Origin of the sequence: Collinsella sp. MSK.8.10 (assembly GCF_019041915.1) — a bacterium.
Classification (GTDB): Bacteria; Actinomycetota; Coriobacteriia; order Coriobacteriales; family Coriobacteriaceae; genus Collinsella.
Map to the genome: position 1 here is coordinate 55987 of NZ_JAHPYF010000008.1, position 16318 is coordinate 72304.

Consider the following 16318-nt stretch of genomic DNA (forward strand, 5'->3'; position numbering starts at 1 on the left):
ATATGGAATGTGACAAAGGGACTGTCTCTTTGTCGCATCCGTCATTTTCCGAGCCAATTTTTGAACCACCACTCCATGGAGCGGCTCATCTCGGCCATAAAGGGACTCGTGTGCTTGCGGGTATAGATGTCCACGACGCGCTCCCCCACCACGCGGGCATGCGGACGGAACATCGCGTCCATCTCGGCTACCTGCGCGTCCATAGTCGCAGCATCGGCGCGGCAGTAGCGCTCCTCGTGCACCAGGTTCACCACGGGATGCGCAATGGCCGGACGCTCCTTACGGGGCGTGCCGATGATGAGCATCGACAGCGGCATGGTATACGGAGGCAGATCGAGCAGCTCGGCCACTTCCTCGGCATTCTCGACGATATCACCGATGTAGCAGCTCCCCAGGCCCAGGGCCTCGGCGGCGACCACGGCGTTTTGCGCAGCGATCACGGCGTCCTGGGCCGCGATGGCAAAGTCACCCAAACCCGGTGCACGGCGGGGCGCCTTGCCCGTGCGCTCGACAAACTCGGGCTCAAAGCAGCCCACGTGCTCAAACAGATCGATCCACTTGGCATAGTCGACCACAAATATAAGTGCCCAGGGCGCCTTGGCGATCATGGGCTGGTGGTCGCACAGGTCGGCCAGACGATCCAGCGTAGCCTGCTCGCGAATGCTCACGATGGAATACATCATCATGGCGCCCGCCGACGGCGCGCGACTCGCCGCATGCAAAATTGCCGCCCGCTGCTCGTCGGTCACCGCCACGGGACGGTCGTCGTCATCACGCGCGAAGGCACGCGTGGAGGAACGGTGCTCCAACGTGTCCAGCACCGCATTGCCCGTCGTCTCGACCGGATAGCCGTTCGTATCCACAGCCTTGGTGCAAACCTGCTCGTTCATCGCCTCATCCTCGCTAATTCTTTAAGAAGCCTTTACGTTTCCGTGTAATTCCCGTCCATTATCGCGCAGGTCGCCACTACATTGCGCCACACCGCCACACGTGCGCGTTAATATGGCTGGTTGTTGTGCGCAGACACCAATTGCAGCGCATATCTTGGTAACAATCGGGTAAACCCCCGCTTTCGTACGTTTTAGTTTGTGAGGAGTCTCAGCATGTTCGCTGCCGCCATCTCGCTCGTCGGTCTTGCGGCGACCGTCTACCTTGTCTTGCGCGAGGCCAAGGCCATTCGCGCTCAGTCGGGCACCGTTGCCAAAAGCGCTCTTGGGTGGAGCGTCGCCTTCGGCCTGTTCCAGGTCTTTTTGACTATTTGGGGCGCCGTGGGCCTCGTCGCTCAAAACGAGCCGCTCGCCTTTGTGATGCTCATCCTGACCAACGCCATCCTCACCGGCTGCGCTTGGGCCAGCATCGCACGCGACCGCATCGCCCCGCGCGTCTTTGCGTTCGCCGCGCCCGACGCCCCCGCCCCCACCGGCAAGCTCGCCCGCCTGCGCGGCGCCTTTGTGGGCAAACCGCTCGTCGCCGCCGTCCTGTGCCTGCTGCTCGCCGGCGTCTTTGCGCTGCTGGGCATGGAGGTATCGTCCAACCACGACTTTACCTGGGTCTACCCCCTGTGCATCCTGCTCGAGTGGGCCATCATCACCACGCTCATGGTCGGCTTGTTCTTCCTATTCCAGCGCCACGGCGCAGCCCCCGCGGTCCTGGCCTTTGCCCTCTTTATCCTGGGCATTGCCGAGTTCTTCGTTATCACGTTTAAGTCCATGCCCATCCAGCCGGGCGACCTTTCGGCCATCTCCACCGCCGCCGCGGTCGCCGGCACCGGCTACACCTTCTCCATCTCGCTGTTCTGCGTGCTGTCCATGGGCTTTACCGCCATCGCCATGCTGCTGTGCGAGTACGCTGGCCTGGTGGCACCGCACCGTCAGAAGGGCGCCGCCAACGCCAAGCGCATGCTGCTCACCAACCTGCTCGTGGCCGTGCTGTGCCTGGGCGGTGTGACCGCGCATGTTACGCTCATCGACTACTACAACACTCTCGGCATCACCGTCTACACCTGGCGTCCGCTCGAGAGCTACTGGCGCGAGGGCTACCTGCCTGCCTTTATTAGTGCGGCACAGTCCATCAAGCCGCCCAAACCCGCCGACTACTCCGTCGACGATGCCAAGGCCACGCTCAAAAAGTACGCCAAGGCCTACGACAAGTCCGACGCGGCCAAGAGCGACGAGCGCGCCGCCGCCCAGGAGCAGTTCGACAGCGAGAAGCCCACGGTCATCGCCATCATGAACGAGACGTTCTCGGATCTGTCGATCTACCAGAACATGCGCGCCGGCTACGAGGGTCCGCAGTACTTTAAGAGCCTGTCCGACTGCCTCAGCCGCGGCAAGCTCTACGTGAGCGCCTACGGCGGCGGCACCGCCAATACCGAGTTTGAGTTTATGACCGGCAACTCCATGGCCAACCTGGGCTCGGGCGTGTACCCCTACACCATCTACAACATGGAAACGACCGGGAACCTGGCAGAGCAGTTCAAATCGCTCGGCTATTCCACCACGGCTATGCACCCCAATCACGCAACCAACTGGAACCGCGAGAACGTCTACAAGGACTTTGGCTTTGACCAGTTCCTGTCCATCAACGATTTCCAGGGAGCCGACACCTTGCGCGGCATGGTGACCGACCAGGCTACCTACGACAAGATTCTTGAGCTGCTCGACCAGAACGCCGATCCGCAGTTTATCTTCGACGTGACCATGCAGAACCACTCGGGCTACGATACGGGTCTGCTGCCGGTCGACAAGCAGATGCACCTCAACATCGACACGACCGATCTGGACGCCAAGACCGTCGAGGACGGCACGCTCTCCGATGTCGACGAGTATGTCTCGTGCATCGAGCAGTCCGACCAGGCGCTTCGCTACTTCCTCAACGCCCTGAGCAAGCTCGACCGTAAGGTGGTCGTGGTGTTCTGGGGCGACCACCAGCCGTTCTTCCCGTCCAAGTTCAACGATAAGTGGTTTACCGGCGAAGACGATGCCACGCATCAGGAGCGCCTGTGGCAGACCGACTACATCATTTGGGCTAACTACGACGTTGCCGGTTGCGACCAGACGAGCGAGGTCGACGACCTGTCCACCAACTACCTGTCCACCCAGCTTATGCAGCTGATCGGCGCCCCGCTTTCCGACTACCAGAAGGCGCACATGACGCTGCGCGAGTCGCTGCCCGCTATCAACTCGGTGGGCTACGAGGACGCCAGCCTGCGCTGGGCGCTTTCCTCCAACGTCACCGGTGACGACGCCGATGCCGCAGCCGCCACCAAGGCGCGCGAAGATTACGCCAAGATGCAGTACTACGAGATGTTCCGCGACGGCAAGAACGTGTACACCGAGCACTTCCAGACCGAGGCCAACGAGACCGACCCCAACCTGGCACCGGGTACGACCAAGATCAAGTAGCGACCAGCTGCGAGTTCATAACTGAAACGTCTGTCCGGGCGGAGACATATAAGGTTCCCTGCTCGGACAGTCCTGCGCAAGACGGGGGCCACATTAAGTGGCCCCCTTTGCGTGCGGAACTCGCGATGAACCTTACATACCTCCGCCCGGACAGACGCCTTGTTGTTGGGACACGGCTTGTCATAGGGGTATCCGCTGAACATATATAAGTTGAAGGCCACGTTATGTGGCCTTCTTTGTTTGCGGAAAGTGTGTCCCGGAATTCTTGTCTGGAATGGGATGCAGTTTCCGCTTGGGACCCGATTGGGAAAGTGTGTCCCACTATTCAGCTGGATTCCGGGATGTATTTTCCGGTTGAGGCTCGTTGGGAAAGTGCGTCCCACTTTGGGGGCTGATTCTGGGACGTGGTTTCCGGTTGGCTCTCATTGGGAAAGTTCATCCCATTTCTCGGCCTAATTATGGGACGCAGTTTCCGCTTGCGGAGTCTCCACTCAACAGAAAACCCGGGTGGCCTGTTTTTTTGGGTTGTCGATATGTTCGACTGGCTACTAGTGGGTCTTGCGGCGCTTGATCAGCATGATGAGGGCTATCACTACGAGCGTTGCTCCCGCTGCTGCTGCAGTGGCGACTAGGGCGAATGTTTGGTCGCCGGTGTTTGCGAGGTTCTTCGCTGTGGTCGTAGTCTTGACCTTGGTGTCGATCTTAGCTCCGTTGTCGGACTTGGGCTTGTCCGGGTTCGTCGGGGTCTCAGGAGTCTCGGGGTCCTTTGAGCCTTCGGAATCGGTTGGGCCGGCGGTGTTTACCAGCGTATGGTCCAGGAACTTCTTGGCGCCCGCACTTGCCTGTGAGAACAGGCGGCGCGTGCGGATCGGGGTGGCGTTCACCGTTGTGGGCGCCGTCTCCTCGGCCTCGATATTCACGAGCGTCGTGCCGGTGTCGAGGCCCACGTCGTTGTATCCCACGTGGCAGTAATACTGCGCACCGTCATCGTCTGCGGTCAGGTCAATCTCGAGCTTTGAGGCCGTTCCAGCCGCGAGGTTGCCATCGGCACCCACGAGCTTAAACTCTGTCTCGCCGCGGCCCTTGCGGTACCACATATAGGTCGGTGCCAGCCCTGTTTCGCTATCGTCGGCACCGAGTTGCTTCACATGGCCAATCGCCGAGAGCGTCAGGTGGCTTCCCGCCGCGCGCTCAACCGAAGAGTCGTATCCAAGATCCGACCCCTCCGCAGCATCCGCCGCAGGTCCGCTCACGGTCATCGTCATGCCATCGGGCATGGTCTTGACCGTGATGATTGCCGAGCGAATACCTGTTTCGGTCGTGGATCCGTTCTTAACGGCGGCGATGGCGAATCGATACTCCGTATTGGGCTGCAGCCCATCCCACTTGAGCGAGGTCTGCGTGTTGTCGGCAATCTTCCAGCTATTGACGACCGCATCCGCCGCATTGCTCTGCAGCATGCCCACGCCGTAGCTAAAGCCACTCTTGTTTGCGAGTACATCGTCCCAGCTAAACGTAACGCTGGTCGAATCGACGGCGTTTGCCGTAAAGCCCGTCACGGCCGGCGCGTCGGGCATCTCGACGTCCTTAACGTCATAGCCCACGATCCAGAACTGGTCGGTGTCCTTGGTGCCGAGCTTGTCGCCCGAGTCTGCCTCGAACTTGTCGACATCCACCGCGTTGACGCCCAGACGCCACACAAAACCGTACTTGCCCTGCGCGGCCTCGGGCAGGTTGTCGACGGTGCCGCCGTATTCGGTCGATTCACTCGAGGAGTTACCCGTAGTAAAGCCGGCGTTGGCACCAAAGCACAGGCCGCCAAACAACTCGTGCTTTGCGAGCTTCGCGCCCATGACAACGCTGCCGTTCAGCGTCAAGCCGAGCTCGAGCTCCTGCTCCTTGCCCTCCTCGACTTCGATGGTCTGCTCAATGCTCGCCCCCGACTGCGCGGCGGCGCCGTTAAACCCATCGTGCGTGTAGGCGCGCGTTACGCCAGGCTTGCCCAGGCCAAAGGAATCCCCAACGGGAGTCTCGCCGTTGAGCGTCGTTTGATAGGTTCCGGGTTCTCCCGACCGGTTGGTCAAAAAGTAGCTGAGCGGCGTCATATTGTGCTGTTTGGCAATGCGGTCATAGGCCTCGACATTAACGACCGAGGTCTGCGCGCCGAGCGACACGGGCGCCGCCATCACGCCCTTGCCACCAGTTTCCTCATTTTCGATCTCATACTCGTAATAGACCATCGGAATCGTGTAGAGCACGGCCTTGTCACCCTCGCCGGCATGCGACTCATAGCTTACGCTTGCGCTGACCGTGCGCTCGCTCCGGTAGTCATAGCATCCCTCGGCGGCAAAATCGACTGAAGCATTCATCGCGACCAGGGGCGGACCGGTCTGCACCTCGACGGCAACGCCCAACTCGGCGCCAATGGTATAGCCCTGGGATGTCCCCGTGCCCTTTTCCTCTCCGTATGACGTGCCGCCCAACACCAGATAGCCGTATGCCTGCTCCAGATCCTCAACATAGGGCGCATCCTGCAGCACGGCAAGCACGCGCGGGTTGGTATAGACCTTGTAGCGGTCCTTGTACGTGATCTTGACGCTGTCGTTGTCGACATCGGGCAGCGCGAGCGAGATAAATGTGCCGTAGGTAGTGCCGCGACGGTTGCTCTCGCTAATCACCTGCTCCTCGCCGCGGCGCACCTTTCCGTTCTCGTCGAGCGAAAAATGCGAGGCGGTCATCCAATAGTAGTCATCGTTCTTGCGCAGGTCCTCGTCGCGGTGCTTGCCCACCACGGCGATAAAGCTCTCGTTATAGCGGTCCGAACCCGAGACGCTGCCCGCCTTGACGTCGCTGATCCACACCTGCTCTATACCCTTGTGGTCATGCTTGTTGCTGCTGTTGTATTGCTGACCGCTCATGCTCATGGTTCCGACCATGGACCCCAAGCCCTGAGCCCCGCTCTGTGCCGTGTTGCAGGCAAAGTCGCGGAACACATCGCCGCCCACGAGCACCTCGTCGACCGCCAGCTGCTCGGACAGGCCGTCAAGGTTGGCAGTGGCAAGGGCAATAGGCGCCAAGGTGCACGGATAGCGCTTATCCTGAGCGCTATCCTTCCATGCGCTGTTGGGCACATGCATCAGCCCATAGGAGGCGAGGAGCCCGTCTCTGTATTCCTTACAATCGGAAAGCTTGAACTCGCCAGACTCCGAGTCAAAATACGCGTAGCGGTACAGCGCGCCGTACAGCCCCTTGCTGCCGTCAGAAGCGCCGTAATCAAAAGCACTGCGTTGCCAGTCATAGCCCGCAAGAATAAGGCCCGTGACGGTTTCACCCGTCTTCTTTCCTTCTTCATCGTAGGCGGCAAACGTGCCGAACGTCGCATTCGCAGCGACCATGGTCTTGCCGTTCGCGGAGAGGGAGATTGCGCCCGCGTCGCCCAGAGCATCGACATGGACGAGCGCACCCTTGGATGCATCCCACGAAAACAGCTCGCAATGCGTCGACTTATCAATATTCTTCTTGCCGTAGGGTGCCGAGACCACGATGGCGAGGTCATCGCAAAAATCGCGATCGAGGTCGCCGGCCGCTAGCGAAACGACAGGAGCTGACTGAAGCTGCGTCCAGGAGTCGTTCCCGCCCTTGTTGTGCGTGGTGTAGTCCGCGGCGTTACCGGCATCGATCTTGACGACGCTTTGCTTCCAGTTGCCGCCCTCCAAGTCATACATGTCGACTACAGCCTTGCGCACGCCGTTCTCGTCGACATAGCAGCCCGCGTAGACAAAAAGCTCGTCGACGCCGTCGCCATCGACATCGCCCGCCTCGACATCAAAGACGGCGTCGTGCTCTTGCAGGTAACCGGCATCCAGGTACTTAAAACGGCCTTCGTACATCATATTAGTGTTGACCGTCACCGGCAGGTGTGTGTCGAGAGTGCGCGTACGCCCGTTGCTAAACGAGTAGAGGACCAGCTCAACCTTTCCGGCGTATGACTTGCCGTCAATCGTCGTGGAGGAACTGTCGCCGTAGGCACGGAGCTCGGCAACGCGGCTCTTTTTGCCCGTGCTGGCGTCGCTGCAGAACTCAACACTCGTGGCGTGAATGCCCGAGAAACCGTTGTTGTCGTTGGCGAGTACTGTTGAGGACTCATTGTTGCTTAGGTACGACCAGGTGCCGCCACCGTAGTCGCTATGCTTGTAGAGATCGCTGTTCGTATCGAAGTTGTTGACGTTTTGCCAGAACTTTGCGGCGCCCCACACACTTCCATAGCCATCGGTGAGTTTGCTGCTGCCGCCAATGTCACCGCGCTCGACGTTCTCGAGCTTGTCGCGCAGAGTGTAGCGATTGCCATGGCTACCGTTAGCTGCCATATAGACCTCGCTGCGCGTGGCAAACGTCGTGGGGGTATCAGTGGAATAGGGGCCAACGGTATCGGCCGGAATGTCCTCGCTCGTGCCCAGACCCAGGGCTTGATAATCCTGCTCGGTCATATCGGTGATTGCGGGCGCGTCTGCCGCCTGGGCAACCTGGGGCGTGGCCGTGAAGCAGGCGACGCTCGTGGCGATCAACGCAGCAAGCGCCGCCGTCCCAACAAGCGGGATTTTCGACAGCCTACGGATACGGGGGTGTGGAACGTACATGAGGGACCTCGCTTTATTCGAGTGGAGTGGACTCATTTTTGCAAATGATACATCCGATGCCCGATATCACGTGTCTCATTTTCGCCAACGGCGTGTCTCATTTTTGAGAATCCGAGATGCCGCGGAAATCTTATCCCAGCTCAAAGGCCATTTCTGGGATGTATTTTCCGTCGAGTGCCTCATCGGGAAACTGCATCCCATTTCAAGCGTCGATTCCGGGATGCATTTTCCCCTTAGACCCTCAACCGGAAACCGCATCCCACTTTGAGCGCAAATTCCGGGACGCATTTTCCGCTTGAGCCTCATTGGGAAACGGCGTCCCACTTTGAGGGCTGATTGTGGGATGCATTTTCCGGTTTTGCTCTCATTGGGAAAATGCATCCCGTTTCTTGACCGAATAATGGGACGCAATTTCCCGTTGGAGCGCCTTTGGGAAAGTGTGTCCCACTTCGACCGCCCAGAGTGGGATGCACTTTCCGCAAAGCACCTCAACGGGAAACTACGTCCCATTCCAAAGGCAAATTCCGGGACGCATTTTTCGAAAGCCTGCCCATCCGGAAAGCCCGTCCCACTTTGGACGCATCCGGGCACGGAACCATCGACCTATCAGGCCTCCCATCAATAAAGAGGCGTCCTCCCGGACGGCGGGGCACGAAGTTCATCGCGAGTTCCGCACGCAAAGAAGGCCACTTAATGTGGCCTTCGTCTTGCGCAGGACTGTAGAGCAGGGAACTTCGTGCCCCGACGCCCGGGAGGACGTTTCATTTAGAAAGATGGACCGACCGCCGTCAGCGATGGGAGCTACTCCCCCAGCACGGCCTTTTTGGCGGCTGCAGCCATGTTGTCCAGATCTTCCTTGGTGGGATGGTCCTTCGCGGCAACCCAGTTGTCGAGCAGCATCTTAAATCGGGCGTTTTCGGGATCCTGCTCAAGCATTGCCTCGTAGCGCTGCTTGACGGCGGGACCCATCTTGCCTTGGCACATCGCCCAGCCCGCAAGCTCGGCATCGTTGGCCAAATTGGAGGTCACGCGGTCGATAATCTGCTGGTAATAGCTCTGGTCGGCACCAAAACCGCAGGTGCCAAACAAGAAGACGCGCTTGCCGTGCAAGGCGGAGAGCAATGCCGCGACCGAAGGCGTGCACGCACCCTTGTCGCACCAAAAACCGACGAGCACCGTGTCGGCCGCGCAGGCGCCCTGCGCCTCGAGCGCAACCTGATCTGCATCCGCATCGTCGCTCAATGCCGCGGCATGGACAAACTCAACGCCCGCAGCCTGCAGAGCGCGCTTGATCGCGCCCGAAACCATCCTGGTATTACCGCTCTTGCTGTTGACCACCAAAGAGCATGTCATAGTCACGTTGCTCGTTTCCCCCAAAACTAAAGCCACTAATGCAATTTATTAGATGAATATCTTAGTACTAACGTGACAGATGTAAACCACCGTCTGTCGATTGATTAATTTGCCCCACGGCCGTGCTCACTGGGCGAATTGGCTGCGGTAGAGTTCGGCGTAGAAGCCGCCTGCCGCCAGCAGCTCGTCGTGCGTGCCGCGCTCGATAATCTCGCCGTCGCGCATGACCAGAATGCAGTCGGCGTTGCGAATCGTCGACAGGCGGTGCGCTACGACAAAGCTCGTGCGACCGGCCATGAGCTCGTCGAATGCCGCCTGCACTTGCAGCTCGGTGCGCGTGTCGATACTCGAGGTCGCCTCGTCCAGCAGCAAGATAGCCGGGTCGGTGAGCATGACGCGCGCAATGCACAGCAGCTGCTTTTGGCCCTGGCTAAACGTGCCGCCGTCCTCACCGATTACCGTATCGTAGCCGCCTGGTAGCTGCACGATAAACTTGTGCGCGTGCGCGCGCTTGGCGGCTTCGATAACCTGCTCGCGCGTGGCGTCGGGACAGCCGTAGGCGATATTATCCGCCACCGTGCCCTCGAACAGCCACGTATCCTGCAACACCATGCCAAAGGCACGGCGCAGGCTCGCGCGCGTGTAATCACGCGAAGACCGGCCATCGACCATGATGCGTCCGGCATCGATATCGTAAAACCGCAGCAGCAAATTGATGAGCGTTGTCTTGCCACAGCCCGTAGGACCGACCAGGGCAAAACGCATGCCGGGCTTAGCCTCGATGCAGATGTCCTGCAGCAGCTTGCGGTCGGGAACGTAGCTAAAGTCCACGTGTTCAAAGGTCACCTCGCCCTGCGGGGCGGCAAGCTCAACGGCATCTGGCGCATCGGGCTCCTGCTCGCGTGCATCGAGCAGCGCGAACATGCGGCGCGCCGAGGCGTACGCGGTCTGGATCTGCGTAATGACGTTGGTGACCTCGTTGAACGGCTTGGTGTACTGGTTAGCATAGGACAGGAAAATCTGCACGCCGCCCACCGTAAGCGCCGCGGGCACGCCCGTGATCACGCCCACGCAGCCGATCACAGCGACCACGGCATAGATGATGTTGTTAATAAAGCGCGTACCGGGGTTGGAGAGCGAACCCATAAACTGCGCGCGCTCACCCGCGGTGTAGAGCTCGGCATTGAGGGCAGCGAAGCGCGCTTGGGCGTTCGGGCCGTAGGCAAAGGCGTCGACAAGCTTCTGCTCGCCTACGTACTCCTCAATATGACCACCGAGCTGCCCTTGAATACGCTGCTGTGCCGTAAAGCTCTTGTTGGAGAGCTTGGCGATGGCGCCGGCTGCAAAAATGGAAAGCGGCGTGACGAGCACCACCACGAGCGTCATGGTCAGGTTGATGGAAAGCATAAACGCAAGCGTGCCCACGATGGTGATGACGCCGGTGAAAAGCTGGGTAAAGCCCTGCAGCAGACCGTCGCCCACCTGGTCGACATCGTTGACCACACGGCTCATGAGGTCGCCGTGGGCATGGCCGTCGATAAAGCTGAGCGGCATGCGGCTGAGCTTGTCGCTCGCCTCCACGCGCATGTCGCGCACCGTCTCGTAGGACAGGCGGTTGACGCAGTAGCCCTGCAGCCACTGGAAGGACGCTGCTCCCACCACGACGAGCGCGAGTTTGGTGACAAGCGGCAGTAGCGCGTCGAAGCCCACCTGCCCGGCGGCGACGATAAGGTCGATGCCCTCGCCGATGAGAATGGGCGTGTAGAGCTGCAAGATCACCGAGATGGCGGCGCTCACAAACGACGCCGTAAACGAGACGCGGTGCGGGCGAACATAGCCCAGCAGGCGGCGGGTCACCGCGCCCACGGGATAGCGCTCAGGGTCGCCGGGCTGGCGCGGACCGTCGCCCAGGTCGTTGAGGTTATCGTTACCGGACACGTTGGCCGTCATCGTGGCGACCGAACCGGAGGAAGTGTACGGATTCATTTAGCAGCCCTCCTTTGCGCAGACAGATGCAGGGGCGGTCTGGGCGCCTGGGGCGGGCGCGGGCGCCGCACTCCCCTGCTGGCCCTCGAGTTCCTCGCGGCGCAGCTGCGACTGGCAGATCTCTCGGTAGAGCTGGCAGCTTGCATACAGCTCGTCATGCGTGCCCAGGCCCGCAACCGAGCCGTGATCGAGCACGCAGATCATGTCGGCGTCGCGCACGGTCGAGACGCGCTGGCTTACGATCACCGTCGTGAGCGGCAGCCCGCCCTCGACGGCACCGCGCACGCTGCGCTCGCGGATGGCACGGCGAAGCGCCGCGTCGGTCTTAAAGTCGAGTGCCGAGGCGGAGTCGTCCATGATCAGAACCTGCGGCGAACCCACCAGGGCACGCGCGATAGTCAGGCGCTGACGCTGGCCACCGCTAAAGTTCTTGCCGCCCGCCTCGACCGGGGCGTCGAGCCCCTGCGGCTTGTTGCGCACGAACTCGCTCGCCTGCGCCATATCGAGCGCCGCCCAAAGATCCTCGTCGGTTGCCGCCTCGTCGCGCCAGGTCAGGTTGCTGCGGATAGTGCCGCTCACCAGCGACGCACGCTGCGGAACAGTCGCAACCACATGGCGCAGCTGGTCGAGCGGCCAAGCGCGCACGTCGGCACCCATCACGCACACGCTGCCGGTGCCCGCATCGTACAGGCGCGGGATAAGCGAGACGAGCGTGGACTTGCCGCTGCCCGTGCCACCGATAATGCCGAGCGTTTTGCCCAGCGGCAGTTCCAGAGTCACATCGCTCACGGCATTTGCCGCGCCGGCGCCAAACGAGAAGCTCGCATGGTCAAAGCTCAGTGCGGGGACTGGAGCAGCACCACCCGCCAGTTCGCTCGGCTCGGGCAGCGCGACCGGCTGGTTGCCCTCGTCGGTGATGCTCGGCTCGCAGTTGAGCACCTCATTGATGCGCGACGCGCTGGCGCTCGCCTTGGTAAAGACCACGACCAGGTTGGCGACGTACACGATGGAGGTCAGGGTCTGCGTCATGTAGTTCACAAACGCCATGACCTGGCCCTGCGTGAGCTCGCCCACGTTGACCTGGATGCCGCCCACCCACAGGATGGCGCACACGCCCAGGTTCATCACCAAAAACGTGACGGGGTTGAGGATCGACGAGAGCTTGCCCACCGCGATCGCGACACGCGCCTGGTCATCGGCCGCCTGGGCAAAACGCTCGCGCTCGTGACCCTCGCGCACAAACGCCCGGACCACGCGGGCGCCCGAAAGCCCCTCGCGGCAAATAAGCGCGATGCGATCGAGCTTTGCCTGCAGCTGCTTGTAGTACGGGATGCAGTGCGCCATGACAAGCCAAAACACCAGGCCGATGGCGGGCGTGCAAATCAAAAAGATCATGCCGAGCTTAAGGTCGATGGCAAGGGCCGCGACCATGGAGCCCACCGCCAGGAAAGGCCAGCGGATGAGCATGCGCACGCCCAGCGCCACGGCGAGCTGCACCTGGTTGACGTCGTTGGTAATACGCGTAATGAGCGACGGCGTGCCAAAGCGATCGAGTTCGGCATAGCTCAGCTTGTTGATGTGCTGGTAGAGTGCGCCGCGAATGTCAGTACCCATGCCCTGCGAGGTGAGCGCCGCCATCTTCTGGCAAACAAGCGTAAACGAGATGCCGATTACAGCCATGGCGGCGAGCACCATGCCGTAGCGGACGACGGCACTCACGTCGTGCGCACCGATACCTTTATCGATCATCTGGGCAATCACCAGCGGCGTCAGCAGGTCAAAGATCACTTCAATCAACTTGCACGCAGGGCCAATCACCATATACCGGCGAAACTTACCACCAAAACGCCTGAGCAGCTCAATCATGTATAGGCGCTCCCTATCATCATCCACATTCAATTCGAACCATGATAGTACCGCCACCCCAAAAGAAGCGTAAACAACTCGTCATTTCTAACGGGATTCAGTTTTCAGAGGGGTATACGCGCACACCCAGCCAGTGTCGGGTCAACTAGCATGGTATATTTACATTAGTGCTACCAAGTTAGTCGCCGACCCTTGAAATGAGGTGCCGAGATGAACGACATTCTCGCAAGAAGAGCAAGACGAGCAACTGTGGGCATCGCCCTTTCCGCGGCACTTGTCGCGGGAATCGCCCCCGCAACGGCGATCGCGGCAGAAACCAGTTCCCCCACCGGTGCGGCCGTTTCGCAGACGAGCGCCACCAACGGCAATTCGGGCGCCCCGCAGACAGAAGACGCGGCCGCCGCAAAAGAAAAAGCGTATGCAGCCATGCAGGAAGCGCTCAAAAACCTCGAGGCCGCAAAAAACGCCGCAAGTCCCGAGAAAATTGCGAGATTCAATGATGACATTACCCGTTTTCAAGAGTACCGCGAAAAGATGGCGGCGCAAGCCGCCGAAGGGAGGGAACTCCTTCCCACCATGCAAGCGGACGTCGATGCTGCCCAAGCCAAATACGACGGGGCCATCAACCGGGTAAGCGAGCTCCAGGCAGAATTAGAGAAGAAACATGAGATGCTTAAGACACTCGAAGCACTCGGCTACGAGGAGTTTGTCGAAACTACTAAACAGCAAATAAAGCAGTTGCACAGTGAGATCATATCGGCAAAAACGCACGTAAACTATTGCGAAACGGAGCTCCGCGAGTTCCAGTACCGCCTCAGAAGAGAGGAAAGACGAGTTAATGACTGTGAACGTGCTGTAGAGAAATATAAAGCCGATATCGACCGGTTCACAGCCTGGCGAGATGCGCTCCTCGACAATTTGAAAAAAGCGCAAACGGCCTATGACGACGCCTGCAAGGCATACGAAGAGGCAAAGGCCGCGGCAGACAAGGCCACCTCGCCCGAGATAACGAAACCGACCGAGACGACGCCTCCCTCCGGCTCAACGCAACCCGCCGAGGCGACACCGCCCGTTGCCTCACCTGCAACCGGCAAAGACACCCTACCAAGCTCCACCAAGCAGGCGAACTCGAGCAGCGGCAAGCAAGCAAATACGACCGCCGGCAAGCTCGCGAACACGGGCGACACAGCACCGAGCGCAATCGCACTCGCAGCAGTCGCCGCCGCAGGCCTCGGAATAACCGCCACAGCCACACGCCGCATCAAGAACTCAAAATAGCTGCCAGCGGTTATTGTCTTTGCCAATCCACAAGCCAAGAGACAAAAAGAGGCCCGTTTCCCCAACCCAGGGAAACGGGCCTCTTTACTTGAAAAAACAAATGGTAATGCCGCCGTCTCTTGAACCACGCAGCCATCAATGCCCAGACAACACCAGCAAGCCGCGTTCCTTAAGGGATAGATTTAATGGCTGTTAATCAAGGGGCATACGCGCACGCCCGATCAATGGCGGGCAAACCGCCTGATATACTTACATTAGTGCTACCAAGTTAGTCGCCGACCCTTGAAATGAGGTGCCGAGATGAACGACATTCTCGCAAGAAGAGCAAGACGAGCAACTGTGGGCATCGCCCTTTCCGCGGCACTTGTCGCGGGAATCGCCCCCGTAACGGCGATCGCGGCAGAAACCAGCGCCCCCACCGGTGCAGTTGCCTTGCAGACGGAAGACGCGGCCGCCGCAAAAGAAAAAGCGTATGCAGCCATGCAGGAAGCGCTCAAAACCCTCGAGGCCGCAAAAGACGCCGCAAGTCCCGAGAAAATTGCGGAAATCGATGATGACATTGCCGCATTTCAAGAACTCTACGACATGGTGGTGGCGGAAGCCGCCAAACGGAGGGAACCCCTTCCCGCCATGCAAGCGAACGTCGATGCAGCCCAAGCCAAATACGATGAGGCCCACAACCGGACAAGCGGCCTTCAGGCAGAATTAGATAAGGCACTTGAAGCACTCGGCGGCGAGGAGCCCAGCACAGCTATTAAGGAGCATATTAAGCAGTTGCGCATGGAGATCATGACGGCAGAAAGGCGAGAAGAATCTTGTGAAGATGATCTTCACCGCTACCAACGCCGGCTCGAAAGCCAGGAAAAACAGGTTCAGAATTTCGAAAGTGAGGCAAAGGAAGCTAAAGCCCACATCGACGAGGACATAGCCAAGCGAAATGCGCTCCTCGGCGATTTGGAAAAGGCGCAAGCGGCCTATGACGACGCCTGCAAGGCATACGAAGAGGCAAAGGCCGCGGCAGACAAGGCCACCTCGCCCGAGATAACGAAACCGACCGAGACGACAAAACCCTCCAGCTCAGTGCAACCGGCCGAGACGGCGCAGCCCGCCAGCTCGCCCGCGACCGGCAAAGACGCTCCATCGAGCTCCACCAAGCAAGCAAATACGACCACCGGCAAGCTCGCAAACACAGGCGACACAGCGCCGAGCGCAATCGCACTCGCAGCAGTCGCCGCCGCAGGCCTCGGAATAACCGCCACAGCCACACGCCGCATCAGGAACTCAAAATAGCTGCCAGAGCATACCACCTTCGCCAATCCACAAACCCAGAGAGAAAAGAGGCCCGTTTCCCCAACCCAGGGAAACGGGCCTCTTTAACTGCAAAAATTCAAGCAACAGCACCGCCGCCTCTTGAACCACATAGCCATCAATGCCCAGACAACACCAGCAAGCCGCATTCCACAAGGGATAGATTTAAATTAGATAAACGCGCCTTTACGGATGATTTTTGGACGACGGGGCCCGGTCGGCGGCGAGGTGTTTGGTAGTCGAGCGATCCCGCAGGCGAAGCCGAGGACCAGCGAGACACCAAACACCTCGCCGCCGGCCGGGCCATGTCGCGGCACCAAAAAACGCCCGTGCGCTCGATGGATTCGGATGCCCGACAGAGGCTCCTTATGGCTGCTTCCTTCCGGACCTGACCAGATTCGGAACATGTCGTCATCCGAACCCATCGAACGCGCTAGGCGCTCGGTATATCTTACCTGCTCCCGCCCGCCAGAGCAAGGTAGCTAA

General features: G+C 59.8%; 8 protein-coding genes and 1 other RNA gene. 3 read left to right on the plus strand and 6 right to left on the minus strand.

Features of this window, described 5'->3' with window-relative positions; translation table 11 throughout:
• Positions 1–41: 41 nt before the first annotated feature.
• On the minus strand, positions 42–890 hold the full coding sequence (locus KTF55_RS08765) for a nitroreductase family protein (protein WP_217108352.1): 849 nt from the start codon (positions 888–890) through the stop codon (positions 42–44).
• A 213-nt stretch (positions 891–1103) separates the two neighbouring features.
• Here KTF55_RS08765 and KTF55_RS08770 point away from each other — a divergent pair, with 213 nt between their 5' ends.
• A complete protein-coding gene (locus tag KTF55_RS08770) occupies positions 1104–3404 on the plus strand; it encodes an LTA synthase family protein (RefSeq protein WP_217108353.1) in 2301 nt (766 codons plus the stop codon).
• A gap of 548 nt (positions 3405–3952) precedes the next feature.
• Here the strand turns inward: KTF55_RS08770 and KTF55_RS08775 are convergent.
• From KTF55_RS08775 to KTF55_RS08790, 4 genes are all read right to left on the minus strand, one after another.
• On the minus strand, positions 3953–8041 hold the full coding sequence (locus KTF55_RS08775; protein ID WP_217108354.1) for a fibronectin type III domain-containing protein: 4089 nt from the start codon (positions 8039–8041) through the stop codon (positions 3953–3955).
• An 801-nt stretch (positions 8042–8842) separates the two neighbouring features.
• Positions 8843–9394, minus strand: coding sequence for a flavodoxin family protein BilS (bilS, locus tag KTF55_RS08780; protein ID WP_217108355.1), 552 nt, complete (start codon positions 9392–9394; stop codon positions 8843–8845).
• 126 nt (positions 9395–9520) lie between these two features.
• Positions 9521–11380: an ABC transporter ATP-binding protein gene (locus KTF55_RS08785; protein ID WP_217108356.1), complete on the minus strand. Its 1860-nt coding sequence runs from the start codon at positions 11378–11380 to the stop codon at positions 9521–9523.
• Positions 11381–13246, minus strand: a complete 1866-nt coding sequence (locus KTF55_RS08790; RefSeq protein ID WP_217108357.1) for an ABC transporter ATP-binding protein — start codon at positions 13244–13246, stop codon at positions 11381–11383.
• A gap of 210 nt (positions 13247–13456) precedes the next feature.
• On the opposite strand from KTF55_RS08790, the gene KTF55_RS08795 reads away from it, so the two are divergent.
• The gene (locus tag KTF55_RS08795; RefSeq protein WP_217108358.1) at positions 13457–14524 is read left to right on the plus strand and encodes a hypothetical protein; all 1068 of its coding nucleotides are present in this window, start codon (positions 13457–13459) and stop codon (positions 14522–14524) included.
• Between the two features lie 300 nt (positions 14525–14824).
• The gene (locus KTF55_RS08800; protein WP_217108550.1) at positions 14825–15814 is read left to right on the plus strand and encodes a hypothetical protein; all 990 of its coding nucleotides are present in this window, start codon (positions 14825–14827) and stop codon (positions 15812–15814) included.
• A gap of 350 nt (positions 15815–16164) precedes the next feature.
• Here the strand turns inward: KTF55_RS08800 and ffs are convergent.
• Positions 16165–16260, minus strand: an RNA gene (gene ffs / locus KTF55_RS08805) — signal recognition particle sRNA small type.
• Positions 16261–16318 lie beyond the last annotated feature (58 nt).